Raw genomic sequence first — 23,920 nt, forward strand, 5'->3', positions numbered from 1 at the left:
CGCCCACTCCGTTTGTCATCAATCTCGACATCACCAAAGTTGACATGCAAAAGAACCACCGGGCGGACCGCATCGGCGCCACCAGATCGAGCGGGGCTTCTTACCAATGACGTTGATGGGCGCGGCGGCACTGCTGATCCTGGTCCTGACCTATGCCGGCGTGGCTATCGGCCGCATACCTGGATTGCGCCTCGACCGGGCGGGGATTGCGCTGCTTGGCGGCGCCGCGATGATCGCCATCGGCGCGATCAGCATGGAGGATGCCTACCGCGCGATCAATTTCGACACCATCACGCTTCTGCTCGGCATGATGATCGTGGTCGCGCATCTGAAGGTCTCCGGCGCCTTTCGCGGCCTCGGCGCCATCGCCATCGAACACGCGCACGCCCCCTTCATGTTGCTGGTGATGGTCACGCTGCTGACCGGCGTGCTGTCGGCCTTCCTGGTCAATGATGCCATCTGCCTGGTCATGGCGCCGATCGTCGTCCACGTCACCCGCGTCATCAACCGCAACCCGATCCCATATCTGATCGCCACCGCCACCGCGTCGAACTGCGGCAGCGTCGCCACCATCACCGGCAATCCGCAGAATATGGTCATTGGCGCGCTGTCCGGCATTTCCTATCCTGCCTTTTCTGCGGCGCTCGCGCCGGTCGCCCTGTTCGGCCTGGTCGCGGTCATCGTCATCGTGCGGATCGTCTATCGGGCCGAATTCACCCGCACCGCTGAATTGACGCCGCATGTGTCGCGCGGGCGCATGCATCGCGGGCAGGTGTTGAAGGCGGTGATCGTCTGCGTCGGATTGGCCGTCGCCTTCTTCGCCGGCGTTCCCGTCGCCAAGGCGGCATTGATCGGCGGCGCCATCCTCCTGCTCACCCGCGCCATCAAGCCCGCGCGTATTTACCGCGAGATAGACGGACCGCTGCTGTTCATGTTCGCGGGTCTGTTCGTGGTGGTCGCAGGCGCCGAAAGGACGCTGCTGACGCCTGATCTCATCGCCTCTGCCAAGAATCTCGGCCTGGATGATGTCTGGCGTTTGTCCGGGTTCACCGCGGTGCTGTCCAACATCATGAGCAATGTGCCGGCCGTTCTGGCTTTGCGGCCGTTCATACCTGGGTTGGAAAACCCCGAACGCGCCTGGCTGGTGGTGGCGATGAGCTCGACGCTGGCCGGTAATTTCACGCTGCTCGGCTCGGTCGCCAACCTGATCGTCGCCGAGCAGTCCAAGGCTGCCGGCTCACCCTTGTCTTTCGGCGCCTTCTTCAAGGTCGGCTTGCCGCTGACGCTGATCACGCTCGTGGTCGGCACGGCGTGGCTGGCGTTCGGATTCTAGGCAGGGCTGCCCGGAATTCGTGCCCTGGCCAGAGTGGCCGCGGCCCGGCCTGCCGCCTCGATGTAATCAGGATTGCGGTGGACCAGCATGATCGAAAACGAGCCGTCGATCAAAAGCACGATCTCGCGCGCCACGACCTGTGGGTCCTCGATGCCATGGTCGGACAATGCGCCAGCGAGCCATGTCTCAAAATTTGACTTGTGACGCGACCCGACCTTGACCGCCGGATGACCGGGCATCGAGGCGAGTTCGGCGGCCGTGCGCAGAAAGCCGCATCCTTTCCATTTTGGATGGTGCGCGACCCGCGCAAGGTTGGTGAAGATCGCTTCGACCTTGCGGTCCGCGCCGCCCTCCGCGGCATCGAACCAGCTGGCCATCTGCCGCAGATTGGGCTGGTCGCGACCGTCGAGATAGGCGGCGATCAGGTCGTCCTTGCTCTTGAAGTGATAGTAAAGCGTACGCTTGGTGAGGCCTGCCTTTTCGGCAACGGCATCGACGCTGACGCGACCGATTCCCTCGGCGTAAAATAGCTTCGTCGCGGCATCGACGATGCGTTTGCGGGTCGGACTGGCGGCTTCAGGCATGAAGCATGTATACCGACTAGTGAATATACACGCAATCAAAAGCATGATCCTTTTCCGCTGTATCTGGAAAGGAAGAACAATGGCCGATCTAGTCCTGAACGAGACCCACGACGGGGTCACCGTCCTTACCCTCAACCGCCCCGAAAAGCTCAATGCGCTGAACTATGCCCTGATTGATCGCCTGCTTGCTATCCTCGATGACGTTGAGGTCGACGACGGCATTCGCGCGATCATTCTGACCGGCGCGGGAGATCGGGCCTTCTCGGCCGGCGGCGACATCCAGGAGTTCTCGGGCAGCGTGGCCGATGGTACCGACACAGCCATGCGGGATTTTGTCATGCGCGGCCAGCGGCTGACGGCACGGCTCGAAGCCTTCCGCAAGCCGATCATTGCCGCCGTCAACGGTATTGCCTTCGGCGGCGGCTGCGAGATCACGGAGGCCGTGCCGCTGGCGATCGCCAGCGACCGCGCCCTGTTCGCCAAGCCGGAAATCAACCTCGCAATGCCGCCGACCTTCGGCGGCACGCAGCGCCTGCCGAGGCTCGCCGGGCGCAAGCGGGCGCTCGAATTGCTGTTGACGGGCGACTGGTTTCCGCCGCCGCGGGCGCTCGAACTTGGTCTCGTCAATCAGGTCGTGCCGCATGGCGACCTGATGCCGGCAGCCTTTGATCTGGCCGGGCGTATCCTTCGGCACTCAGGACTTGCGGTCGCGAGCATTCTCACAGCCGTGGCGCGCGGGCTCAACCAAAGCATCGCCGAGGGCCTGTTGGTCGAAGCCGAGCAGTTCGCCCGCATGGCTCCGACCGTTGATTTGCGCCAAGCGCTCGATGCCTGGATCGAGCGGCGTAAGGCAAGCCGCGATGGCTCGTGGACGCATGTTGCCCGGCCTGACGAGGCCAGACGCGCCTCGCTGCAACTCGACAGGGCCGTTGATCAGGGCGCCACGTTCAGATGACCCCTCATGTTGGGGTGGAAGCGGCAGAAATAGTCGGCCGCGCCCGCCGCCTTCAACGTCAGGCTCGCCGACTTCTTCGGCGGGATCATCACCTCCCAGCCGCCCTTCACGGTGGCCGTATGGGCAATCACGTCCTTGTTCACCCACTCGATCGTGTCGCCGACCTTCGCCTCGATGGTCGCTGGCGTGAAGACGAGTTTGTCGATGGTGATCTCTATGGTCGCGGCCGCCGCCGGCGCTGCTGTAAGCACCAGAGCCAGGGCGGCCAGCCACGACGGATGGATCAATGCGCCCGCTTTCATTTCAGCATGCCGGCGACATGTTCGGCGTGCTGCTCATGCCCCTGGAAGATCTTGAGGCCGGTCTCGAGCAGGCTCTTCAGCTCGGCATTGCTGGCCGAGGGTATGAGAAGGGTTTCGAGCGCGCCGTTGACCTGCTTGTGATAGGCCACCTCATTCTCGATATAGGCCTTGTCGAATTCTGCGCCCGTCAGCTTGGCGAGCTTGGCGCGTTCGGCCTCCGCCGCCTTGCTCAGCGCCTGGCTGGTGGCGTTGTCCTCGGGCTCCACCTTGAGCTTCTTGACCAGGTCGAGCGCCTGCTTGTTCACCGCCTCGTGGTCGCGCTCCATATCCTTGGCGAAGGCGACGACCTCCTTGTTCTTCGATGTCTTGATCGCCTGCTTGGCCGCCTCGATGTCGAGGACGCCGGCTGTATAGGCGATGTGGGCGATCTGCGGGTCGGTCGGCTTGTCGGCGGCTTGCGCGAACGGGGCAGCGCTGACGAGAAGCAGGGCGGCAAGGGCCGCGGTATATCTGGTGAGCATGGCATTCTCCTTCGCCCGGCCGCGCGGAGGCGCCGGGCTCGATTTTTTCAGTTGACGCTGATTGGATGCGCGGCCGGCAGAAACGTTCCCGCAAGATCAGAGCAGGATCATTCGAAGCCCAGGCGTCTCATCACCGACTGGGTCAGCCGCTCGCAGCGGCGGCCGGCGAAGGGGAAGGCGTCGAGCAGCACCGGGCCGATCTCGTCGTCCAGCGCCTTGCGCAACAGGGCGCGCGCACGGTGCAACCTTGTCTTGACGGTCTCTGGCCGCACACCAAGCAGATCGGCGGTTTCCTCCATGCTCAGGCCCTCTATGACACGGGCCACGAAGACCATACAGTAGATGTCGGGCAGGCTGTCGGTCGCCCGTTCGACAAGTGCGAGAATCTGCCGCTGCGCCATGGTCCGCTCCGGATCGTCGCTGGGATTGAGGGGAAAGCGGATGATCTGGGCTTCCGGGTTCTCGGGCATCGCCACGGTGTGCCGCCTCTTGCGCAGCCGGCCGAGCGCTTCGTTGATGACGATGCGCGACAGCCAGGTGGCGAGCGAGGAGTCGCCGCGAAAGGAGCCGAGGCTGGCGAAGGCGCGCATATAGGCCTCCTGCACGATGTCCTCGGCCTCCGCGTCGTTGCGAACCACGCCGCGAGCGATCCGATAGAGCAACTGGTTATGTTTCTTGATGATAGCGCGAAAGGCACCAGCCTCGCGTGCGAGCGCGCGCTGCACGAGCAGCACGTCGCCGGAAAGGCCTTCAGCCGCCTCCGGCATTTTGGCGGGCATTGTGAGCTTGCTCATCGCGACCGGATCTCCCCGAACAGACGCATGACTGCACGTTGGATGCGCCCGCCGGAAAAAGGTTCCCGAATTTCGGCAACCTGTCTTTGCTATTCTAAGCCGCCGCCAATCCCTTGTCTGCGGCCTGAACGCGCGCGGCCGCCGCCAGAAGATCGGTCTGGGTGATAAGGCCGAGAATGCGCCGTTCGCGGTCGACGATGACCACGGCGTGGCTGCGCCCGTCGGTCAGCACCGGCAGCAGGCCCATCGCCGGCGTGTCGGGCGAGGCGGTGCCGGCCTTCGACATGACGCCCTTCACCGTGTCGCTGGCCCTCGTCAGTTCACGCAGGCCAACCGCGCCCACCAGACGGGCGTCCGCGTCGACCACCGGCAGGGTTCGGATATTGTGATCGAGCAGTTGCTGGCGTGCCTCCTCGATGGTGGCTTGCTCAGGCACTGACACCACGTCGCGGGACATGATGTCCTCGCACAGCAACGTCCTGTGCGAGCGCACCATGGCCTGCAGCTCGACTTGCCTCAAGAGCCGTTCGAGGTCGTTGCGGTCGATGTCGAAGGTTTCGTCGAGCGTGGTCAGCGCCGCGTCGATATCCTCGGGCCGGAAGCCGACGCGCTGCCGCGCCGGCGGATCGGCTGTCCCATGGCTGTTGGCAGCGGGTGCGGCGACATGCGGATAGTTGCGCCGCGCCAGCCTGTGGAAGAGGAAGCCGAGCGTGACCAGGATGATCGAATTCAAGGCCACCGGCACGAAAGGGAACAGGAAGCCCGCGCTGACAACGGCAGGCCCGCCGAGGACGGCGGTCAGCGCCGCCGCGCCGCCTGGCGGGTGCAGGCAGCGCGTGAACGACATCGCCGCGATTGCGAAAGCCACGGCGAGGCCCGAGGCAATGACCGGATCATGGACGAAATGCGCCACGGTCACACCCACCAGCGCCGATATGGAATTGCCGCCGATGATCGACCAGGGCTGCGCCAACGGGCTCGCGGGCACGGCAAAGAGAAGCACGGCGGAGGCGCCCATAGGCGCCACCAGCAGGGCCACGTGCGGGCCGCCACCCATCGCCAGCCCGCTGATCACGCCGGTCAGCGCGATGCCGATCGTGGCGCCGATACACGCCAGGATGCGTTCGCGCAGCGTCGCGCCGGCAAGGATGGGGACAAAAAGACGAAAGGCCATGGCAAGCTTTGTGACAAATGGAATGGTCGGCGATGCCGTGCAGCACGCAATGCGGCCGAATCCGCGGATTTGAAAGTCAAACAAATCCGGAAAATCGCGGCCCGGGAGAATAATATTGCGCGCCGCGCGGCAATGGGATGCCGCGAGCGGCTCGCGCTTTGTCATCAGCGCCAAGGCCTTGCGGCCGTTTGCTGACTCTGTGCGGCGGTCAGCTCGCGCGCACCGGTCAGCCCGCGGCTGCGGCTAGGCCACGCAAAATGTCGGCTTTCAGGTCGTCGACATCCTCGAGGCCGATCTGCAGGCGGATCAACGGGCCTTCATAAGGAGCTTGTACAACGACGCGGTCGCCAAGCCAGACCGGCACCGCAAGGCTTTCGTAGCCGCCCCAGGAATAGCCGAGCCCGAAGATCCGCAGCGCGTCGAGGAAAGCGTGCTGCTCCTTCTGGCCGCCTCCGGCAAGCACGATGGAAAAGATGCCGCTCGAACCGCAAAAGTCACGCTTCCACAAATCGTGGTCCGGGTGGCTGGGAAGGGCAGGGTGGAGCACGCGCGCCACGCCCTTCTGGCCTTCGAGCCACGACGCGATGGCGAGTGCGCTGCGTTGATGATGCTCCAGGCGCACGCCCATGGTACGCAGGCCGCGCAGCACTTGGTAGACATCGTCGGGGCCTGCGCAGCAGCCAAGCGTGCAGAAGCTCTCATAGAGCTGTTTCCAGTGGCTTTCATTGGCCGACACCGTGCCGAGCAGCACGTCGGAATGGCCGGCCGGATACTTGGTCGCGGCATGAATGGAGATGTCGACGCCATGGTCGAGCGGCCGGAAATAGAGCGGCGTCGCCCAGGTGTTGTCCATCATCACGATGGCGCCGGCCGCATGCGCCGCCTTGGCGATCGCCGGGATGTCCTGCACCTCGAATGTGTTGGACGCCGGCGATTCCGTGAACACCACCCTGGTGTTGGGCTTGATCAAGGCGGCGATGCCGGCGCCGATACGCGAATCATAATACTCCACCTCAACGCCGAGCCGCTTCAGCATGGTGTCGGCGAAATTGCGGGTCGGATGGTAGACGCTGTCGACGATCAGCAGATGATCGCCGGCCGATACGAAGGCGAGTAGCGGAATGGTCACCGCCGCAAGGCCCGACGGCACCACGATCGTGCCGGCGGATCCCTCCAGCGCGTCGATGGCCTGGGCAAGTGCGTCCGTCGTCGGCGTGCCGCGCGTGCCGTAAGTGTATTTCTGGCTGCGGCTCGACATCGCGGCGGCATTGCGAAACAGCACAGTCGAGGCATGCACGACCGGCGGATTGACGAAACCGAAATAGTCGTGCGGGTTGTTGCCCGAATGGGCAAGCCGCGTGTTGATCCCTACTGTGCCGGAACCCTGTTCGTTGCCGTCTGTTGCCATTCGTCCTGCCTCTTCTGGTAAGCCGCTAGCCATAGTGCGGCGGCATGGGCCGTGCAACAGCATGGCGTTCGCCAGGAAACCGACTTCTGATATGCCAATTTCTTTCGCGGAGGCCGTCTTCCGTCATGTGCCCGCCGGACCGCCGCAAGCATCGCGCTGCCGAACCCCGATACGACATCGCTGCGCGCGGCAATAGGGAGAGTACTCGCCGATTCTGGAATTCGAGCCGCTGCGGGCCGGATCGCTCACGAGATCGGGACCATGTCGAGCATGCACCATGCCATCGGCAAAATCGTACGCTTGAGCGCCGGCTGATCAAGAAATGTCGGCTGTTGGCGCAGCGTTGATGCGCTGCTGTGCAGTAATAATAAGTTGGCTATCGGGTCACAGAGTATCTTGCATGCAGTCCGCTTGGCGGATTTATGAGGTCACGGCCTGGATCTCGACCGCGTTTGTCTGGGGTTCGGGCATTTCAGGCAATCGATTTTCAAACAGGTTCGGATTCGGTCATTTTCCTTGACCTCACAGGAATTATCGCCTTCGATGCCATTCGTGAATGGGAGGCGGCGCGTCGGTTACGATGCGGGGTTCCGGGAATGGGCCGGGATGGGAGCTGCGTTCACACGGGAAAAAAGATCAGGGTTTGCCTGAAAAACAGAGAAAAGGGTCTGTGGGTCATGAAACATATTGCTATCGGCATTCTTGGCGCCGCTACGCTTGGATTGATGGCGTCGGCCGCGTCGGCCACGACGCTCGACACCGTCAAGGCGAAGGGCTTCATCCAGTGCGGCGTCTCGACCGGTCTGGCCGGCTTCTCGGCGCCGGATGACAAGGGCGACTGGCAGGGCATAGATGCGGATTTCTGCCGCGCTGTCGCGGCGGCCGTCTTCGGTGACGGCACCAAGGTCAAGTTCACGCCGCTCAGCGCCAAGGAACGCTTCACCGCGCTGCAGTCCGGCGAGGTCGACATCCTTTCGCGCAACACCACCTGGACCATTAACCGCGACACCGCGCTCGGCCTGAATTTCGTCGGCACCACCTACTATGACGGCCAGGGCTTCATGATCAACGCCAAGAAGCTGCCGGGCGTCAATTCGGCTCTCCAGCTCTCGGGCGCCGCCGTCTGCGTGCAGAGCGGCACCACCACCGAACTCAACCTCGCCGACTACTTCAAGGCGAACAAGATGGAGTACAATCCGGTCGTCTTCGAGAAGCTCGAAGAGGTCAATGCCGCCTATGACGCCGGCCGCTGCGACGTCTACACCACCGACCAGTCGGGCCTTTACGGCATCCGCCTGACACTCGGCTCGCCGGCCGATCACGTCGTCCTGCCCGAGATCATCTCCAAGGAGCCGCTCGGCCCGGCCGTGCGCCAGGGTGACGACCAGTGGTATCATATCGTCAAGTGGACCTACTTCGCGCTGCTCGACGCCGAGGAACTCGGCATCACCAAGGCCAATGTCGACGAGATGAAGAATTCGGCCAGCCCGGAGATCAAGCGCGTGCTCGGCCAGGAGGCCGACACCAAGATCGGCACCGATCTTGGCGTCTCCAACGACTGGGTCGTCAACATCGTCAAGGCCGTTGGCAATTACGGCGAAATGTTCGATCGCAATGTCGGCTCGGGCAGCCCGCTCAAGATCGCGCGCGGCATCAACGCGCTGTGGACCAAGGGCGGCCTGCAATACGCTCCGCCGATCCGCTGACCGAAATGTGATCCGGAAGGCAGATACTCTGCCTTCCGGTTTCTCTTTCCAGGGGACGGTCACATGGCATCGCAGGAAGTTCTTCGCGAAGAGCCCAGCCGGGCTTCCTTCATCAATGATCCGAAAGTCCGCGGCCTCTTCTTCCAGACGCTGGTCGTCATCGTCCTGTTTGGCTCTGTCTGGTGGATCGTGCAGAACGTCATCGACAATCTGCAGCGCCTGCACATCGCCTCCGGCTTCGGCTTCCTCAGGGGACGCGCCGGGTTCGACATCTCGGATACGCCGATCGCCTATACGTCGGATTCGACCTACGGCCGCGCCATCCTCGTCGGCCTGATCAACACCATCATCGTCGCCGTTGCGGGCATCATAACCGCCACGATCATCGGCTTCGTCATCGGCATCGGCCGCTTGTCGCAGAACTGGCTGATCCAGAAGATCTGCACGGTCTATGTCGAGATCTTCCGCAACATCCCGCCGCTGCTGGTCATCTTCTTCTGGTATTCCGGCGTGCTGGCGGTGCTGCCGGCGCCGCGTGACAGCTATCATCTGCCCTTCGGCTCCTTCCTCAACCAGCGTGGCTTCTATTTTCCCCGCGCGGTGTGGGGCGAGGGCTCCTGGTTGATCTTCGTCGCTCTGCTTGTCGGCATAGCCATGGCGTGGTTCGTCGCCCGCAGGGCGCGTCAGCGGCAGATGGCGACAGGCCAGCAATTTCCGGTGTTGTGGACTTCCGTGGCGCTGATCGTCGGCCTGCCGCTGCTCGCCTACATTCTGAGCGGTTTTCCGCTGAGCTTTGATCTTCCGAAACAATCCACCTTCAACCTGACCGGCGGCTTCCAGGTCAAGCCGGAGTTCCTCTCGCTCTATCTGGCGCTGTCCTGCTACACGGCGGCCTTCATCGCCGAAATCGTGCGCGCCGGCATCAGGGGTGTCAGCAAGGGCCAGACCGAGGCGGCGGCGGCCCTAGGGCTACGATCCGGCTCCATCCTGCGGCTGGTTGTGGTGCCGCAGGCCATGCGCATCGTCATCCCGCCGCTGACCAGCCAGTATCTCAACCTGACCAAGAACTCGTCGCTGGCGATCGCCATCGGCTATCCGGACCTGACGGCGACGGCCGGCACGGTTCTGAACCAGACCGGGCAGGCGGTCGAAGGCGTGCTGATCATGATGATCGCCTATCTCATCCTCAGCCTGGTGACCTCGGCCGTGATGAACGTGGTCAACGCCAGAATGGCGCTGGTGGAAAGGTAGAGCCATGCAGGAACACGATATGTCCTGGGTGCGCACCGAAATGGCCCTGGCGCAGCCCGCGCCCACAAGCGTCCGCGGCCCGATAGCCTGGGTGCGCAAGAACCTGGTCGGAACGGTTGGCGACACCATCCTCACCATCCTCGGCATCGTCATCGTCGCCTGGATCCTGCCGCAGGTCATCAACTGGGCGTTCCTCAACGCGCAGTGGACAGGGCCGGACCGCACTGTCTGTGCGACCGTTGCACAAGGCGGCATTCAGCCGGATGGCTGGACCGGCGCCTGCTGGGCTTTCGTCAATGCCAAGTTCGGCCAGTTCATGTTCGGCACCTATCCGATCGAGGAGCGCTGGCGGCCGATCCTGGTTGCCATCCTGTTCGTGGCGCTGCTGGTGCCGATGCTGATCCCGCGTGTCCCCCGCAAGGGGCTGAACGCCATCCTGCTTTTCCTGGTGCTCCCGATCGTCTCCTTTTTCCTGCTGATCGGCGGCGTGTTCGGCCTGCCGCATGTCGAGACCTCGCGGTGGGGCGGCCTGCTGGTCACGCTCAGCCTGTCCTTCGTCGGCATTGCCGTGTCGCTGCCGCTGGGCACGGTGCTGGCGCTCGGCAGGCGTTCGAAAATGCCGATCATCAAGACTTTGTGCGTGATCTTCATCGAAACGGTGCGCGGCATTCCGCTGATCACCGTGCTGTTCTTCGTCAGCGTCATGCTGCCGCTGTTCCTGCCGGCTGGCGTCACCTTCGACAAGTTCCTCCGGGCGCTGATCGGCGTGTCGCTGTTCGCCGCCGCCTATATGGCCGAAGTCGTGCGTGGCGGCCTGCAGGCGATTCCCAAAGGCCAGTATGAAGGCGCCGATTCCCTCGGACTCGGCTATTGGCAGAAGATGGGGCTGATCGTGCTGCCGCAGGCGCTGAAGCTGGTCATTCCCGGCATCGTCAACACCTTCATCGGCATGTTCAAGGACACCAGCCTGGTGCTGATCATCTCGATGTTCGACCTGCTCGGTGTCGTCAAGCAGAACTTCTCGGACGCCAACTGGGCGACGCCGCAAACGGCCCGGTCCGGCCTGGTGTTCGCCGCCTTCGTCTTCTGGCTGTTCTGCTTCGGCATGTCGCGCTATTCAATGTACACCGAACGCCGGCTCGACACCGGCCACAAACGCTAAACGAAAGACCAAGGGGACCCTGTCAATGGCCACCGAAAATGCCGTCAGCGCGGAAGAGATCAAGGTCAACGCCGCCAAGATGCACATCTCAACCACCGATGTCGCCATCGACATCATCGCCATGCACAAATGGTATGGCGAATTCCATGTGCTGAAGGACATCAATCTGAAGGTGATGCGCGGCGAGCGCATCGTCATCTGCGGGCCCTCGGGCTCCGGCAAGTCGACCATGATCCGCTGCATCAACCGGCTGGAGGAGCACCAGAAGGGCAAGATCATCGTCGATGGCAAGGAGCTCACCAACGATCTGAAGAAGATCGACGAGGTGCGTCGCGAGGTCGGCATGGTGTTCCAGCACTTCAACCTGTTCCCGCATCTGACCATCCTGGAAAACTGCACGCTGGCGCCGATCTGGGTGCGCAAGACGCCCAAGAAGCAGGCCGAGGAAATCGCCATGCATTTCCTCAAGCGCGTGAAAATTCCGGAGCAGGCCAACAAATACCCCGGCCAGTTGTCGGGCGGCCAGCAGCAGCGGGTGGCGATCGCGCGCTCGCTGTGCATGAACCCGCGCATCATGCTGTTCGACGAGCCGACCTCGGCGCTCGACCCGGAAATGATCAAGGAAGTTCTGGAGACCATGGTGGGGCTCGCCGAGGAAGGCATGACCATGCTGTGTGTCACGCACGAAATGGGTTTTGCCCGCAAGGTCGCCAACCGGGTGATCTTCATGGATCAGGGCCAGATCGTCGAGCAGAACACGCCGGCCGAATTCTTCGACCATCCGCGCCATGAGCGCACGAAGCTGTTCCTGTCGCAGATCCTGCACTGACCGGTCCCAAACCGAGCGCAAGAGCCCGGCCGCATTGCGGCCGGGCTCTTTTCTTATGGATCGGCTGATGCGAGTGGCGACAAACCGGCGGGCGTCATCGATGAGAAGCGTCCTGCGTTTCCTTTCCATGTCGCTTGCCGTGATCGTGCTTGCAGCGGCCCTCGGCACGCTGGTGCCGCGTCCGCTCTGGCCGGCGGCGTCCGCGGGCGAGGGCATGCGGCACATATTGGTGCTGAAGAACCCGATCCATACCGACATTGCCATCCCGGTGGACGATGCCGTGCGCCAGCGCTTTCATTTTCTGGTCGAAGCCGGCATCCCGGCCGATAGTCCGGAGGTGCGCTACATCGTTTTCGGCTGGGGTGGCCGCGCCTTCTATCTGGAAACACCGACCTGGTCCGAACTCAAAGCCGGTCCGGTGATGAAGGCGCTGACCCTCGATGCCTCGGTGATGCACGTCGATGTCGCCGGCGCCATCGCCGAACCGCATCCGGATGTCGCGGGCTTCGACATTGACGGGAAGCGGTTCGCGGCGTTGCTCGACTTCATCCAGGCCAGTTTTCAGCAGGGACCGAACGGTCTGATCCATGTCCCGAACGCCGCTTATTCAAGATTCGACGGCTTTTTCGAAGCCAACGGCCATTTCAACGCGCTGGTCGGCTGCAACACCTGGACCGCTGCGGCGCTGCGTACCGCCGGCCTGCGGACCGGCTGGTGGAACCCGTTGCCGGTGTCGCTGGGGTGGTCGATGCGGTTGTATAACTGAGATCCGTCAACGTTTCCAAGATGGACGCCGACGCCAAAGCCGCCAATTTCCTCACAGGTGGAGGAGAAATCCGGCAGGACAGAGAGGGCCGCGGTCCCCGCCAACCTATCGGGCCAACCTATCGGGCCGACTTGTCTCGACGTCCTACCGCCTGACGACCTTCGGTTCCTCCCAGCCATAAAGCCAGTCGAGATCGGTTGCGAGCTTCTCCGCCGGCCGCGTCGCCAGCACCAGGTTGCGGGCCAGCGCCACCGGGCCCCGGGCATGCCAGGCAAGCCGGTTGAGGGCGCCGCGCCTAAGCACCTTCTCCACGCGCGGCCGCCGCAGATTCTCCCAGATGCTGAGGCCCTGTCGCGGATCGGCGGGGAAGTCGGCGACCAGAGTGGCAAGCGTCGCGGCATCCTCGATCGCCATCGCCGCGCCCTGTGCCGCGAATGGCGTCATCGCATGCGCGGCATCGCCGATCAGCGCAATGCCGGCCGGCGTTGTCCAGGGCTGTTTCCGTTCGACGGTATGCAGCGGCCAGGTCAGCCATGGGCCAGCCATTTCCACCAGCTTCACGAGTCCTGGCGCGGTGCCGCGCATGGCGGCGGCGAGGATGCCGGGATCGGCATGGCCGGACCAGCCCTCGGCAATGCGCTCGCCCTTGGTGAAGGCGACGAGGTTGAATGCGTCGCCCTTGCTGACCGGATAGGCGACCATGTGGAAACCCGGATGCAGGAAAGTCGTGACGCAATCGGCTGCGCCGATCGCGGCGAAGGCCTGCCCGGCGCTGCTGTCCGCCGCGACGGTGGTGCGCCAGGCCAACTCTCCCGAAAAACGGCTTCCTGGCGATGCCATCCTTTTTGCATCGACAAGCCCGCGCACCGCCGACCAGACGCCATCGGCGCCGACCAGCAAGGTGCCCTGTTCCTCCGCCGTCTTGCCGCCGATTTCGACGGTCGCCGTGACACCATGGCTGCCAGTCGCAATTCCTTGGACGCGCGCCCCGAGGGTGAGATGGATATCAGGCATCTCGGCAACACGCGCCATCAGCGCGCTCTGCAGGTCGGCCCGGTGCGCGACGAGATAGGGAGCGCCCCAATGGTCTTCTCCCGACTGCCCCAACGGCACATGCGCCAATGCGCGCAACGTCCTTGCATCCTTCAGCACCACGGCCTCCGGCCGCACCGCCGCCGGCAACAGCCGGTCGAGTACGCCGAGGTCACGCAGGATGCTTGTCGCGTTGGGGGAAAGCTGCAGGCCGGCGCCTACGGCTTCCAGGCGTGGCGCCTGCTCGAACACCCGCACGAGGTAGCCGCGTCTGGCAAAAGCAAGGGCCGAGGTCAGCCCGGCGACGCCCGCTCCGGCGATGACGATTTGCCGGGAGCGCGGGTCCTCCATCAGGTCCGTCGCGAAGGAATCAGGCGGCCTGGTCGATGTAGAGGCAGCCGGCAGGCAGCGTTTCCGTCGCCTTCAGCTTCGGCGAATAGCGGTAGAGCGTCGAACAATAGGGGCAGACCTTCTCATTGTCGTCGCCCATGTCGAGAAACACATGCGGGTGATCGAAAGGCGGGTTGGCGCCCGTGCACATGAATTCCCTGACGCCGATGTCGATCGCCGGATGGCCCGCATCGTTCTGGAAATGGGGAATGGAACCGCCTGCCATCGTCGTCTCCTTAACGCAGTCTCGCATGCATCTGGATCATAACAGGTCTCTTTGCAAGATCGATGAAATGAAACTGTCGCAAAAGCCTGTCAGAGGATAAGTTAAGCCGGTTAACCGGCTGAGCGGTGGAAAGAGCAGGAACCATGAACGAACTGAAGCCGGTGCAGAGCGAATTCATCAATGTCGAAGCGGCGAGCCCGGAAGGCGGCAATCCCGATCGTTTCGTCAATCGCGAGTTTTCCTGGCTGCAGTTCAATCGCCGCGTGCTCGAGGAATCGCTGAACACCCATCATCCGCTGCTGGAGCGCGTTCGTTTCCTGTCGATCTCGGCTGCCAATCTCGACGAATTCTTCATGGTGCGGGTCGCCGGTCTCGCCGGCCAGGTCCGCGAGGGCATCGTGCTGAAGAGCCCTGATGGCCGCACTCCCGAACAGCAGCTCGAACAGCTGCTGCGCGAGGTCGAACGGCTGCAGGAAGACCAGCAGAAGAGCCTTTCGGCGCTGACTGTGCTGCTCAACAAGGAAGGCATCGAGACGATCACCCGCGACGCTCTGACCAAGGACGAGAAGGTCTGGTTGGAAGAGCATTTCCAAGACCAGGTGTTTCCGGTGCTCACCCCGCTGTCGATCGACCCGGCGCACCCGTTCCCGTTCATTCCCAATCTCGGCTTCTCGATGGCTCTGCAGCTCCGCCATCGCAAGAACGGCGAGGAGATGAGCGCGCTCCTGCGCCTGCCAGTGGCGCTGAAGCGCTTCATCCGTCTTCCGGATCGCAAGCACCATGTCCGCTTCATCCCGCTGGAAGAGGCGGTCGGCCTCTATATCGGCAAGCTGTTCCCCGGCTACGAGGTCAAGGGTTCAGGCACGTTCCGCATCATCCGCGACAGCGACATCGAGGTCGAGGAAGAATCGGAAGATCTGGTGCGCCTGTTCGAGACGGCGCTGAAGCGCCGTCGTCGCGGGTCGGTGATCCGCATCGAGTTCGACAGGCTGATGCCTGGCGAATTGCGCGATTTCGTGGCCAGCGAACTCGGCGTCTCATCGAGCCGCATCAGCGTCCTGACCGGGCCGCTGGCGCTCAGCCAGATCTCGGAGATCGTCGCCGTTCCACGCGACGACCTCAAATTCACGCCCTACAATCCGCGCTTTCCCGAGCGCATCCGCGAGCATGGCGGCGATTGCTTTGCCGCCATCCGCGAGAAGGACATCATCGTCCACCACCCCTACGAATCCTTCGACGTGGTGGTGCAGTTCCTGCGCCAGGCAATGGCCGATCCCGAAGTGGTGGCGATCAAGCAGACGCTTTACCGCACCTCCAATGACAGCCCGATCGTGCGCGCGCTGGTCGACGCGGCGGAGGCCGGCAAGTCGGTGACCGCACTGGTCGAGCTCAAGGCGCGCTTCGACGAGGAAGCCAACATCCGCTGGGCGCGCGACCTGGAGCGCGCCGGCGTGCAGGTCGTGTTCGGTTTCCTCGAGCTGAAGACGCATGCCAAGATGTCGCTGGTGGTTCGGCGCGAGGATGGCAAGCTGCGCAATTACGTGCATCTTGGCACCGGAAACTACCATCCGGTCACCGCGCGCATCTACACCGACCTGTCCTTTTTCACCACGGACCCGACGATTGCCCGCGACGTCGCGCAGCTGTTCAATTTCATCACCGGCTATGCCGAACCGACCGCCGAAATGCGGCTGGCGATCTCGCCGTTCACGCTGCGGAACCGCATCCTGCAGCACATTTCCGACGAAGTCGCCCATGCTCTGGAAGCAAGGCCGGCGCGCATCTGGATGAAGATGAACGCCCTTGTCGACCCGATCATCATCGACGCCCTCTATGATGCCAGCCGCGCCGGTGTCGAGATCGACCTCGTCGTGCGCGGCATCTGCTGCCTGCGGCCGCAGGTGCCTGGCCTGTCCGAAAACATCAGGGTCAAATCGATCGTCGGCCGCTTCCTGGAGCACAGCCGTATCTATTGCTTCGGCAACGGCCATGGCCTGCCGTCGGACGAGGCGATCGTCTACATCTCCTCGGCCGACCTCATGCCGCGCAACCTCGACCGTCGCGTCGAGACCATGGTGCCGATCACCAATCCAACTGTGCATGAACAGGTGCTCGGCCAGATCATGCTGGGCAACATCATGGACAATCAGCAAAGTTTCGACGTATTGGCTGATGGAACCTCCCGGCGCGTGGTGCTGGAGGAGGGCGAGGAACCGTTCAACGCGCAGGAATATTTCATGACCAATCCGAGCCTGTCCGGACGGGGTGACGCGCTGAAGTCGCATGCGCCCAAACGCATTGCGCAGTTCAAGCGCCGCAAGAAGAACGCCGCAGCGTCCACCTGATGCTGTCTGATTCCCAGGGCCGGCTGCAGGACCGCCGACCGCTGTCCATCATCGACATCGGGTCGAATTCGATCCGCCTCGTTGTCTATGAAGGGCTGGCGCGCTCGCCGACCATGCTGTTCAACGAAAAGATGCTGGCCGGTCTTGGCCGCGGCATCGTTTCGACCGGCAAACTCGACCCCGAGGCGGTGACGCGCTCGATGGAAGAGTTTCGCCGCTTTCGCGCGCTGTCCGATCAGGCCGGCGCCGAGCATATGTATGTCTTGGCCACCGCCGCCGCGCGCGAGGCAATCAATGGTCCCGATTTCATCCATCGGGCCGAGGACGTACTCAAGACCGAGATCCGGGTGATCAGCGGGCGCCAGGAAGCCTACTATTCGGCGCTCGGCGTTATTTCCGGCTTCCATCCGGCCAATGGCATCGCCGGCGATCTGGGCGGCGGCAGCCTCGAACTGGTCGACGTCAGTGGCGAGGCGATCGGTGACGGCATAACGCTGCCGCTCGGTGGCCTGCGCCTGCAGGACATGGCGAAGAACTCGCTCACCCAGGCGCAGAAGATCGCGCGCGAAGAGCTTGCGCGGGCCAAGCTGTTGAAGGGCGGGCAGGGCAGGCCCTTCTACGCCGTCGGCGGCACCTGGCGAAACCTCGCCCGGCTGCACATGGAGATGACCAACTACCCGCTCGGCGTCATGCACCACTACGAGATATCGGCCGACAGTGCGGCGAACTTTCTCAAGCAGGTGGGCAAGGCCGAGATCGAGAAGGTCAAGGGCATCGAAGGCGTCTCGAAGAATCGCCGTTCGCTGCTGCCCTACGGCGCCATCGTGCTGCAGGAGATCATGGCGGCGATGCAGCCGTCGAAGATCATCGTCTCGGCGCTCGGTGTGCGCGAAGGCTTCCTCTATTCGTTGCTCGACGAGGCGGAGCAGAGGGCGGATCCGTTGATTTCGGCGTCCGAGGAGCTTGCCCGGTTGCGTTCGCGCTCTTTCACCCATGCGCATGAACTGGTCGACTGGACGGCCAAATCCTTCGCCGCCTTCGGTATCGACGAGACCGAGGACGAGGCGCGCTACCGCCATGCCGCCGCACTGCTGGCCGACATCGGCTGGCGCGCGCATCCCGAGTATCGCGGCAGGCAATCGCTCAACATCATTGCCCATGCCTCTTTCTTCGGCGTCGACCATCCGGGCCGTGCCTTCCTGGCGCTGGCCAACGCCTATCGTCACGACGGCATCTTCAACGAATCCATCGCGCCGGAAATCAAGGCGCTGGCGACGCCGCGCTACCTCGAGCGTGCCCGGGTGCTGGCGGCGATGATGCGTGTCGTCTATCTGCTGACCGCCTCGATGCCCGGCATCATGCCCAGGCTGAAATGGGAGCAGCGCGCCAATGGTGTGCTGGCGCTGGTGTTGCCGGCCTCGCTCTCCGACCTCTACGGCGAGCGGCCGGCCGGCCGGCTGGCGCAGCTGGCGCGGATCACCAACCGCAGGCTGGTGCTGGCGGTGGAAGGCGGGCCAAGCGTTTCGGTGAAATGAACACGGCCTGATAGCAGACCGTGTCTTACCTGATTCAAGCGGGTATTGGACTGCCGGTGGTGATCAGTCGTCTTGGGCCTCGCGATTGTGGATCGGCTTCCCCCAATCGGTCGCTGCTTTGCAGCGCCACCTTTCCCCCTCCGGAGGGAAAGGAAGGGAGTCCCGTTGGAGAAGCGTTGGCGGCAATAGGCTCGTGCCCTTCCTCTACCCCGTCGATCGGGGGAGAGGTGGCTCGGCGAAGCCGCGACGGAAGTGGCGGTCGACCAGCTCGGGCGCGTTTAAGCAAAGATGTTAAACCGCAGCGCGCCTATCGGCCGACCAGGCTCCGGCGCCGGCCATGGCCAGCGCCAGGAAGCCGCCCGAGATCGCAATGTCCTTCATCAGCATCTGCTGGTGCAGGAAGGCGAGCGTCGCATCGTCGGCACCCTGGCCGTAATGGCCGATGAAGCCGGCAACGACGCAGAAGGCCGCCAGCAGCAGCGCCACGATCCGGGTCTGGAAGCCGACGAGGATCAGCAATCCGGCGATCAGCTCGAACAGGCCCGTGCCCCAGGCGGCAAGCGCCGGCAGCGGCAGGCCGAGGCCGGCGAAATAACTGGTCGTGCCGGCAATGTTGGCGAGGGCCTGGAAGCCGGACGGTACGAACAGCACGGCAAACAGCAGTCGCGAAACCAGAAGCAATGCGTTGCGGGTCATGGCCACCTCCCTTGCCGGCGCCCGGTCGGGCTTAAACTGGTCGCGGCGCAGTTTACGCCTGCGAAGCCAGAGCCGAAACCGAACTGCCTATTCCAGACAACGAAAAAGCGGCACGGAAAATTCCGCGCCGCTTTTGGCCAGGCCCTTGGGAGGTTTCAGCCGCGTTTGGCGTCGATCGAATAGGCGCCAGCGCCGAGCACTGCCAGAAGCAGGAAGCCGCCGGTCAGGCCGAGGTTCTTCTGCAGCATCAGCAACTGCATCTGGTCGCCGAAGTTGAGATGCGCGACGGCGGTCGCGGCGAGCGTGAAGATTGCGAGCGCGATCGCCACGATGCGGGTCTGGAAGCCGACCAGGATGGCGAGGCCGCCAAAGAATTCGAGCAGGCCGGAACCCACGGCGGCAGCTGTCGGCAACGGCAGGCCAATGCTGCCGAACCACTGCGCGGTGGCGGAAATCGCAGTCAGCTTGGCAAAGCCGGAAAGGATGAACAGGATCGACAAAAGGACGCGGCCGACAAGGATCGTGGTAGAGGCGTTGGATGCGGTGCCGGCGCCGGCGGCGGAAGTGTTGATGGACATGGTGGCTCTCCGAATGGGTTGAATGACCCAAGAGATAGACGATGCAGACTGTTCACCAAAGCCGCCTATGTGGCGACACATTGTTCACAGCCTGTACATTTCCGTGATCGGGCAAGAAGCGCGAAATTCGTGTCGAACGGTGCCGCGACGGGAGTAAATTCTCCCGCCGAAAACAGCTTATCCCGGATGCGTCATGTCCTCCGGCCGGACCAGCCGGTCGTAGTCAGCCTCGCTGACCAGCCCGGTGGCCAGTGCTTCCTCGCGCAGCGTGGTGCCCTTCTTGTGCGCCGTCTTCGCGATCTTGGCGGCGTTGTCGTAGCCGATGGTCGGGGCCAGCGCCGTCACCAGCATCAGTGAGCGGTCGAGCGCCGCCTTGATGTTGTCCTCGCGGGCCTCGATGCCGACGACGCAATTGTCGGTGAAGGAAACCGACGCGTCGGCGAGGAGCTGCACCGACTGCAGGAAGTTGTAGGCCATCAGCGGATTGTAGACGTTGAGTTCGAAATGGCCCTGGCTGCCGGCGAAGGTCACCGCGGCGTTGTTGCCGAACACCTGCACGCAGACCTGTGTCATCGCTTCGCACTGCGTCGGGTTGACCTTGCCGGGCATGATCGAGGAGCCGGGCTCGTTCTCCGGCAGCGACAATTCGCCAAGCCCAGAGCGTGGGCCGGAGCCGAGGAAGCGGATGTCGTTGGCGATCTTGAACAGCGCGGCGGCGGCCGCGTTGATGGCGCCGTGCGAGAACACCATGGAATCGTGGGCGGCAAGCGCCTCGAACTTGTTCGGCGCGGTGACGAAGGCGATGCCGGTGATAGCGGCGATGCGATCAGCCACCCGCTCGGCGAAGCCGACAGGCGCATTGAGCCCGGTGCCGACGGCGGTGCCGCCCTGCGCCAGTTCCTGCAGGCCGGGCAGCGTCATTTCGATGCGCTTGATCGAGGAGGCGACCTGCGCCGCATAGCCGGAAAATTCCTGGCCGAGGGTGAGGGGAGTAGCATCCTGCGTGTGCGTGCGGCCGATCTTGATGATGTGATTGAAGGCCTTGGCCTTGGCGTCCAGCGCCTTGTGCAGGTGCTTCAGCGCCGGCAGCAAATCGTGCACGATGCGCTCGGCGCAGGCAATGTGCATGGCCGTCGGATAGGTGTCGTTCGACGACTGGCTCATATTGACGTGGTCGTTGGGATGCACCGGCTTCTTCGATCCCATCACGCCGCCGAGCATCTCGATCGCCCGGTTGGAGATCACCTCGTTGGCGTTCATGTTGGACTGGGTGCCGGAGCCGGTCTGCCAGACCACCAGCGGGAAATGGTCGTTGAGCTTGCCGTCGATGACCTCTTGCGCGGCCGCGATGATCGGCTTGCCGATCGCCGGATCGAGCCGCTTCAGCTCCATGTTGGCTTCCGCCGCGGCGCGCTTGACGATGCCGAGCGCGCGCACGATCGAAGCCGGCTGCTTTTCCCAGCCGATCTTGAAATTGCCCAGGGAACGCTGCGCCTGCGCGCCCCAATAGCGGTCGGCTGCGACCTCGATGGGGCCGAACGTATCGGTTTCGGTTCTGGTCTTTGGCGTGCTCACGGCAAGTCTCCGGTCTGTCGATTTGGGCAAGGGCGTATCGCGTTGCACAATGGCCTTCAAGCGGAGATTGCGGGTGGCGCGGATGCAAATCGGTTGAAGATGAGTGCATTTCCCCTCTTCTCGCGCTCTCATCCCGCCGTATAGCCCCCATCCACCGGGAAGATCCCGCCGCTGGTCCACCCAGCCTCGTCGCTGGCGAGATAGACCGCCATACCGGCAAGGTCCCCGGGCCGGCCGATGCGACCCAGCGGATAGCTACGTTCGACATAGGCCGTCAGCTCCGCCTTTGCCGCGGCTGGCAGGTTGTCGACGGTCTTGCGTCGCATGGCGGTGTCGACCGTGCCGGGCGCGATGGCGTTGACGCGGATGCCGCGCGGGCCGAGCTCGAAGGCAAGCGATCTGGTCAGCGAGTTCAACGCGCCCTTGGACAGGGAGTAGAGGCTGGACGGCCGCTTCGGGATCATCTTGTTGGCGAAATAGGAGGAGATGTTGATGACGGAGGCGCCGGCACCGAAATGCCGCAGCAGTCCCTGGGTAAGGAAGAACGCGGCTGTCACATTGAGCGCGAAGGAGTGCTGGAACTGCGCCTCGCTGACAGTCTCGAATGGCACGAGATAGGCGACACCGGCATTGTTGACGAGAACGTCGAGCGGCCGGCCGGAAGCTTTCACGTGTTCGGCAACCGCTGCGATGCCGCGGCTTGTGGCAAGGTCGGCCGACAACGTCTCCACGGTTCTCCTTGGACCGGCAGCCGCCAGTTTGTCGCGCGCGGTTTCGAGTTTGCCGGCGTCGCGGCCGACGATCAGGACATCGGCGCCCTCGCGCAGAAACGCCTCGGCTATTGCCAGGCCGATGCCGTCCGAGCCGCCGGTCACCAGCGCATGCTTGTCTTGAAGCCTCATCTGGCGCTCCGAAGTCATGGGTCAGGCCAGAGCACCGCATGGTCGCGGCCCAGGTCAAGCCGCGGGCCTATCGCACGGTATGAACTTCGTCAGGTGCCAACGCCGGGATTGTCCGCCCTTGCATCCGCCGCGCCAAAGGGATAGCCGCGTTGATCGAAAACAGGCTGCGGCGAGCGTCTTTTTGAAAATGGCACCACTCAAGAACGGACCGAGAGCGCTTCCCATGGCTGTCGATGTCGTCGAGGTTGGCAGGCGCTTTCTGCCTGGGCTCAATCGCGGCGAGATCCACTGCCGTTTCGAAGGCGGGACGCTCAAGGTGCGCTCCCGCGCTGCCTGGCTTGAGCGGCACGTGCAGGTCCTGACCTTGATCGCCGAGGCATTGGCGTCCCTGGATGTCGAAAGCCTGCCGCCCTTCTATATGCTGCTCGGCGACACGCCGTCGCGCAGAAGGCATCGCTATTTCCGCACGCGCTTTGCCTTCTCTCAAGCCGACGGCTATGGCGAGGTGGCCGCGCCTGATTTCGTTTTCGATGGCTGGCCGGACGCGAAGTTCGACGATTACGACCGGAAGACGCGGGCGATGGCTGCCGCCTCGGAAGAGCCGCCGCGCGATGACCGATTGTTCTGGGCGGGGCGCTGCATGAACCATGCTCGCCAGGCGATAGTCGAGATTGCAAAGGCGCGGCCGGATCTGCTTGAGGCCTACGACACCGAGCCGAACTACAACACCGACATCAATCGGTATTCCGCGACTTTCAAGACAATGGAAGACCAGGTCGCCACCTACAGGTACATGATCGATATCGAGGGCGCGGGCTACAGTGGCCGCTTCAAGATGCTGCTCCACACCAAGCGGGTCGTGCTGTTGCAGGATCGGCCGTGGCGCGAGTGGTTCTTCGACGATATCGAACCGTTTCGCCACTATGTCCCGGTGGCGCGCGACCTGTCCGATCTGGCCGAACGCATAGAGTGGCTGCGCGCCAATCCGAAACTGGAGGCCGAGATAGCCGCGGAGGCGCAGGATTTCGCCCGGACCCGCCTGACGCGGGCGGCAGCGGTGGCGGCATGGGCGAGGCTCCTGAAGGATCACGCCGCCGCCGGTGGCAATCTGAAATCCGGCCTTGAGCGGCGCAAGCGCGCGACCGGCTGGCCGCCCTGACGGCGCGCCGTTCATTCGGCATGGAATTCGGCCTGGCCGTAGGCCGGGGCCGGCCTACGCGTTGACGGTCGCAGGCTGGTACATGGCCAGCCGCGCGGCAACGAAATCCTTGACCTGGCGGATAGCCTGTTCGCGCGACACGCTGCCCGGCTCCAGGCCGAGCCGCAGCCAAAGCCCGTCGATCAGTGAGGTGACGCCAAGCGCGATGTCATCGGCAACCTTGGGGGAGGTGAGGCCGTGCAGGCCGGACAACAGGTTCGAGCGCATGCGCGCGTGAAGCACCTTCTGGATCCGCGCCAGCTTCTCGTCGCGCGGCACCTCGGCGCAGAGCGAAAGCCAGGCATGGCAAAGCGATGGTTGGAACAGATGCTCCTCGAAATTGCCATCGATCACCGCATCAAGGCGTTCCCTTGGCGTGCGCGCCTGGCGAAGCCGGGCGACCACAGCGTCGCGCAGCACGGCGTTTGCTTCCCGCATCGCATGTTCGAACAATTCCTGCTTGTTGCGGAAATAATGCAGCACGATGCCCTTGGAGGCGCCGGCATGGGCGGCAACCTTTTCCAAAGTCGCGCCGGCAATGCCTTCGCGCTCCAGTACCGCGAAAGCGGCTTGCCGCAACTCCTTGCGGCGTATGTCACCGAGACGCTTGAGTTTCACGGGTTCGATCCAGGCATTGCGAATCCACGTTGACATCTTC

The 23,920-nt window shown here is 63.5% G+C and carries 23 protein-coding genes; 10 read left to right on the forward strand and 13 right to left on the reverse strand.

Features of this window, described 5'->3' with window-relative positions; genetic code table 11:
• Positions 1–106: 106 nt before the first annotated feature.
• The gene (locus AC07SZ_RS02485; RefSeq protein WP_056563058.1) at positions 107–1,333 is read left to right on the forward strand and encodes an anion transporter; all 1,227 of its coding nucleotides are present in this window, start codon (positions 107–109) and stop codon (positions 1,331–1,333) included.
• Here the strand turns inward: AC07SZ_RS02485 and AC07SZ_RS02490 are convergent.
• On the reverse strand, positions 1,330–1,917 hold the full coding sequence (locus tag AC07SZ_RS02490; RefSeq protein ID WP_056563055.1) for a TetR/AcrR family transcriptional regulator: 588 nt from the start codon (positions 1,915–1,917) through the stop codon (positions 1,330–1,332). The two genes, AC07SZ_RS02485 and AC07SZ_RS02490, sit on opposite strands and share 4 nt — an antisense overlap.
• A gap of 79 nt (positions 1,918–1,996) precedes the next feature.
• On the opposite strand from AC07SZ_RS02490, the gene AC07SZ_RS02495 reads away from it, so the two are divergent.
• Positions 1,997–2,872 carry a crotonase/enoyl-CoA hydratase family protein gene (locus tag AC07SZ_RS02495; protein WP_056563052.1) on the forward strand — a complete coding sequence of 292 codons (876 nt, stop codon included), beginning with the start codon at positions 1,997–1,999 and terminating at the stop codon, positions 2,870–2,872.
• Here AC07SZ_RS02495 and AC07SZ_RS02500 read toward each other — a convergent pair.
• The 5 genes from AC07SZ_RS02500 to AC07SZ_RS02520 all read right to left on the reverse strand — a co-directional run bounded on the left by AC07SZ_RS02500 (position 2,851) and on the right by AC07SZ_RS02520 (position 7,071).
• A complete protein-coding gene (locus AC07SZ_RS02500) occupies positions 2,851–3,174 on the reverse strand; it encodes a cupredoxin domain-containing protein (protein WP_172374075.1) in 324 nt (107 codons plus the stop codon). The genes AC07SZ_RS02495 and AC07SZ_RS02500 overlap by 22 nt on opposite strands.
• Entirely contained in the window at positions 3,171–3,695 is a 525-nt protein-coding gene (locus AC07SZ_RS02505) for a DUF4142 domain-containing protein (RefSeq protein ID WP_494913131.1), read from the reverse strand. Before AC07SZ_RS02505 ends, AC07SZ_RS02500 begins: the two co-directional genes overlap by 4 nt.
• A 107-nt stretch (positions 3,696–3,802) precedes the next feature.
• Positions 3,803–4,489: an RNA polymerase sigma factor gene (locus AC07SZ_RS02510; RefSeq protein WP_494913132.1), complete on the reverse strand. Its 687-nt coding sequence runs from the start codon at positions 4,487–4,489 to the stop codon at positions 3,803–3,805.
• 94 nt (positions 4,490–4,583) lie between these two features.
• On the reverse strand, positions 4,584–5,663 hold the full coding sequence (locus AC07SZ_RS02515) for an HPP family protein (protein ID WP_172374072.1): 1,080 nt from the start codon (positions 5,661–5,663) through the stop codon (positions 4,584–4,586).
• Positions 5,664–5,889: 226 nt separating this feature from the next.
• On the reverse strand, positions 5,890–7,071 hold the full coding sequence (locus AC07SZ_RS02520; protein WP_494913133.1) for a cystathionine beta-lyase: 1,182 nt from the start codon (positions 7,069–7,071) through the stop codon (positions 5,890–5,892).
• A 677-nt stretch (positions 7,072–7,748) separates the two neighbouring features.
• On the opposite strand from AC07SZ_RS02520, the gene AC07SZ_RS02525 reads away from it, so the two are divergent.
• From AC07SZ_RS02525 to AC07SZ_RS02545, 5 genes are all read left to right on the forward strand, one after another.
• Complete coding sequence (locus AC07SZ_RS02525; RefSeq protein ID WP_056563038.1) at positions 7,749–8,777, forward strand: amino acid ABC transporter substrate-binding protein; 1,029 nt, start codon at positions 7,749–7,751, stop codon at positions 8,775–8,777.
• A 63-nt stretch (positions 8,778–8,840) separates the two neighbouring features.
• Complete coding sequence (locus AC07SZ_RS02530; protein WP_056563035.1) at positions 8,841–10,028, forward strand: amino acid ABC transporter permease; 1,188 nt, start codon at positions 8,841–8,843, stop codon at positions 10,026–10,028.
• Between the two features lie 4 nt (positions 10,029–10,032).
• Positions 10,033–11,190, forward strand: a complete 1,158-nt coding sequence (locus tag AC07SZ_RS02535; RefSeq protein ID WP_056563032.1) for an amino acid ABC transporter permease — start codon at positions 10,033–10,035, stop codon at positions 11,188–11,190.
• 79 nt (positions 11,191–11,269) lie between these two features.
• Entirely contained in the window at positions 11,270–12,019 is a 750-nt protein-coding gene (locus tag AC07SZ_RS02540) for an amino acid ABC transporter ATP-binding protein (RefSeq protein WP_031240865.1), read from the forward strand.
• A gap of 100 nt (positions 12,020–12,119) precedes the next feature.
• Positions 12,120–12,785 carry a TIGR02117 family protein gene (locus AC07SZ_RS02545; protein WP_494913134.1) on the forward strand — a complete coding sequence of 222 codons (666 nt, stop codon included), beginning with the start codon at positions 12,120–12,122 and terminating at the stop codon, positions 12,783–12,785.
• 144 nt (positions 12,786–12,929) lie between these two features.
• Here the strand turns inward: AC07SZ_RS02545 and AC07SZ_RS02550 are convergent, their stop codons facing one another.
• Together AC07SZ_RS02550 and AC07SZ_RS02555 are read right to left on the reverse strand one after the other, a co-directional pair.
• Complete coding sequence (locus AC07SZ_RS02550; RefSeq protein ID WP_494913135.1) at positions 12,930–14,168, reverse strand: FAD-dependent monooxygenase; 1,239 nt, start codon at positions 14,166–14,168, stop codon at positions 12,930–12,932.
• A gap of 19 nt (positions 14,169–14,187) precedes the next feature.
• Positions 14,188–14,433, reverse strand: coding sequence for a zinc-finger domain-containing protein (locus AC07SZ_RS02555; RefSeq protein WP_056563026.1), 246 nt, complete (start codon positions 14,431–14,433; stop codon positions 14,188–14,190).
• Positions 14,434–14,576: 143 nt separating this feature from the next.
• Here AC07SZ_RS02555 and AC07SZ_RS02560 point away from each other — a divergent pair, with 143 nt between their 5' ends.
• Positions 14,577–16,778 carry an RNA degradosome polyphosphate kinase gene (locus AC07SZ_RS02560; protein WP_056563022.1) on the forward strand — a complete coding sequence of 734 codons (2,202 nt, stop codon included), beginning with the start codon at positions 14,577–14,579 and terminating at the stop codon, positions 16,776–16,778.
• A complete protein-coding gene (gene ppx, locus AC07SZ_RS02565; protein WP_056563019.1) occupies positions 16,778–18,313 on the forward strand; it encodes an exopolyphosphatase in 1,536 nt (511 codons plus the stop codon). Before AC07SZ_RS02560 ends, ppx begins: the two co-directional genes overlap by 1 nt.
• A gap of 291 nt (positions 18,314–18,604) precedes the next feature.
• On the opposite strand, the gene AC07SZ_RS02570 is transcribed toward ppx, so the two are convergent.
• The 4 genes from AC07SZ_RS02570 to AC07SZ_RS02585 form a co-directional block, all read right to left on the reverse strand.
• Positions 18,605–19,009: a DoxX family protein gene (locus tag AC07SZ_RS02570; protein ID WP_494913136.1), complete on the reverse strand. Its 405-nt coding sequence runs from the start codon at positions 19,007–19,009 to the stop codon at positions 18,605–18,607.
• 155 nt (positions 19,010–19,164) lie between these two features.
• Positions 19,165–19,587, reverse strand: coding sequence for a DoxX family protein (locus AC07SZ_RS02575; RefSeq protein ID WP_056563013.1), 423 nt, complete (start codon positions 19,585–19,587; stop codon positions 19,165–19,167).
• 177 nt (positions 19,588–19,764) lie between these two features.
• Positions 19,765–21,162 (reverse strand): class II fumarate hydratase, encoded by a 1,398-nt coding sequence (fumC, locus tag AC07SZ_RS02580; protein ID WP_056565502.1) that lies wholly within the window; start codon positions 21,160–21,162, stop codon positions 19,765–19,767.
• A gap of 128 nt (positions 21,163–21,290) precedes the next feature.
• Positions 21,291–22,064 (reverse strand): SDR family NAD(P)-dependent oxidoreductase, encoded by a 774-nt coding sequence (locus AC07SZ_RS02585; protein WP_494913137.1) that lies wholly within the window; start codon positions 22,062–22,064, stop codon positions 21,291–21,293.
• 223 nt (positions 22,065–22,287) lie between these two features.
• Here AC07SZ_RS02585 and AC07SZ_RS02590 point away from each other — a divergent pair, with 223 nt between their 5' ends.
• Positions 22,288–23,223 carry a glycosyl transferase family 90 gene (locus tag AC07SZ_RS02590; RefSeq protein ID WP_172374070.1) on the forward strand — a complete coding sequence of 312 codons (936 nt, stop codon included), beginning with the start codon at positions 22,288–22,290 and terminating at the stop codon, positions 23,221–23,223.
• 54 nt (positions 23,224–23,277) lie between these two features.
• Here the strand turns inward: AC07SZ_RS02590 and betI are convergent, their stop codons facing one another.
• A complete protein-coding gene (gene betI / locus AC07SZ_RS02595) occupies positions 23,278–23,916 on the reverse strand; it encodes a choline-binding transcriptional repressor BetI (protein ID WP_081294693.1) in 639 nt (212 codons plus the stop codon).
• Positions 23,917–23,920: the final 4 nt, after the last annotated feature.

This window comes from Mesorhizobium sp. GW821-FHT07A06 (assembly GCF_059419085.1).

What these genes read in the sequence shown, in the direction of transcription:
- AC07SZ_RS02525 (WP_056563038.1), top strand. Translation starts at nt 7,749, where the DNA reads ATGAAACATATTGCTATCGGCATTCTTGGCGCCGCTACGCTTGGATTG.
- AC07SZ_RS02560 (WP_056563022.1), top strand. Translation starts at nt 14,577, where the DNA reads ATGAACGAACTGAAGCCGGTGCAGAGCGAATTCATCAATGTCGAAGCG.
- AC07SZ_RS02590 (WP_172374070.1), top strand. Translation starts at nt 22,288, where the DNA reads ATGGCTGTCGATGTCGTCGAGGTTGGCAGGCGCTTTCTGCCTGGGCTC.
- ppx (WP_056563019.1), top strand. Translation starts at nt 16,778, where the DNA reads ATGCTGTCTGATTCCCAGGGCCGGCTGCAGGACCGCCGACCGCTGTCC.
- AC07SZ_RS02575 (WP_056563013.1), bottom strand. Translation starts at nt 19,587, where the DNA reads ATGTCCATCAACACTTCCGCCGCCGGCGCCGGCACCGCATCCAACGCC.
- AC07SZ_RS02510 (WP_494913132.1), bottom strand. Translation starts at nt 4,489, where the DNA reads ATGAGCAAGCTCACAATGCCCGCCAAAATGCCGGAGGCGGCTGAAGGC.
- AC07SZ_RS02545 (WP_494913134.1), top strand. Translation starts at nt 12,120, where the DNA reads ATGAGAAGCGTCCTGCGTTTCCTTTCCATGTCGCTTGCCGTGATCGTG.
- AC07SZ_RS02490 (WP_056563055.1), bottom strand. Translation starts at nt 1,917, where the DNA reads ATGCCTGAAGCCGCCAGTCCGACCCGCAAACGCATCGTCGATGCCGCG.
- AC07SZ_RS02550 (WP_494913135.1), bottom strand. Translation starts at nt 14,168, where the DNA reads ATGGAGGACCCGCGCTCCCGGCAAATCGTCATCGCCGGAGCGGGCGTC.
- AC07SZ_RS02485 (WP_056563058.1), top strand. Translation starts at nt 107, where the DNA reads ATGACGTTGATGGGCGCGGCGGCACTGCTGATCCTGGTCCTGACCTAT.
- AC07SZ_RS02530 (WP_056563035.1), top strand. Translation starts at nt 8,841, where the DNA reads ATGGCATCGCAGGAAGTTCTTCGCGAAGAGCCCAGCCGGGCTTCCTTC.
- AC07SZ_RS02500 (WP_172374075.1), bottom strand. Translation starts at nt 3,174, where the DNA reads ATGAAAGCGGGCGCATTGATCCATCCGTCGTGGCTGGCCGCCCTGGCT.
- AC07SZ_RS02535 (WP_056563032.1), top strand. Translation starts at nt 10,033, where the DNA reads ATGCAGGAACACGATATGTCCTGGGTGCGCACCGAAATGGCCCTGGCG.
- AC07SZ_RS02555 (WP_056563026.1), bottom strand. Translation starts at nt 14,433, where the DNA reads ATGGCAGGCGGTTCCATTCCCCATTTCCAGAACGATGCGGGCCATCCG.
- betI (WP_081294693.1), bottom strand. Translation starts at nt 23,916, where the DNA reads ATGTCAACGTGGATTCGCAATGCCTGGATCGAACCCGTGAAACTCAAG.
- AC07SZ_RS02505 (WP_494913131.1), bottom strand. Translation starts at nt 3,695, where the DNA reads ATGCTCACCAGATATACCGCGGCCCTTGCCGCCCTGCTTCTCGTCAGC.
- AC07SZ_RS02515 (WP_172374072.1), bottom strand. Translation starts at nt 5,663, where the DNA reads ATGGCCTTTCGTCTTTTTGTCCCCATCCTTGCCGGCGCGACGCTGCGC.
- AC07SZ_RS02570 (WP_494913136.1), bottom strand. Translation starts at nt 19,009, where the DNA reads ATGACCCGCAACGCATTGCTTCTGGTTTCGCGACTGCTGTTTGCCGTG.
- AC07SZ_RS02585 (WP_494913137.1), bottom strand. Translation starts at nt 22,064, where the DNA reads ATGAGGCTTCAAGACAAGCATGCGCTGGTGACCGGCGGCTCGGACGGC.
- AC07SZ_RS02495 (WP_056563052.1), top strand. Translation starts at nt 1,997, where the DNA reads ATGGCCGATCTAGTCCTGAACGAGACCCACGACGGGGTCACCGTCCTT.
- AC07SZ_RS02520 (WP_494913133.1), bottom strand. Translation starts at nt 7,071, where the DNA reads ATGGCAACAGACGGCAACGAACAGGGTTCCGGCACAGTAGGGATCAAC.
- AC07SZ_RS02540 (WP_031240865.1), top strand. Translation starts at nt 11,270, where the DNA reads ATGCACATCTCAACCACCGATGTCGCCATCGACATCATCGCCATGCAC.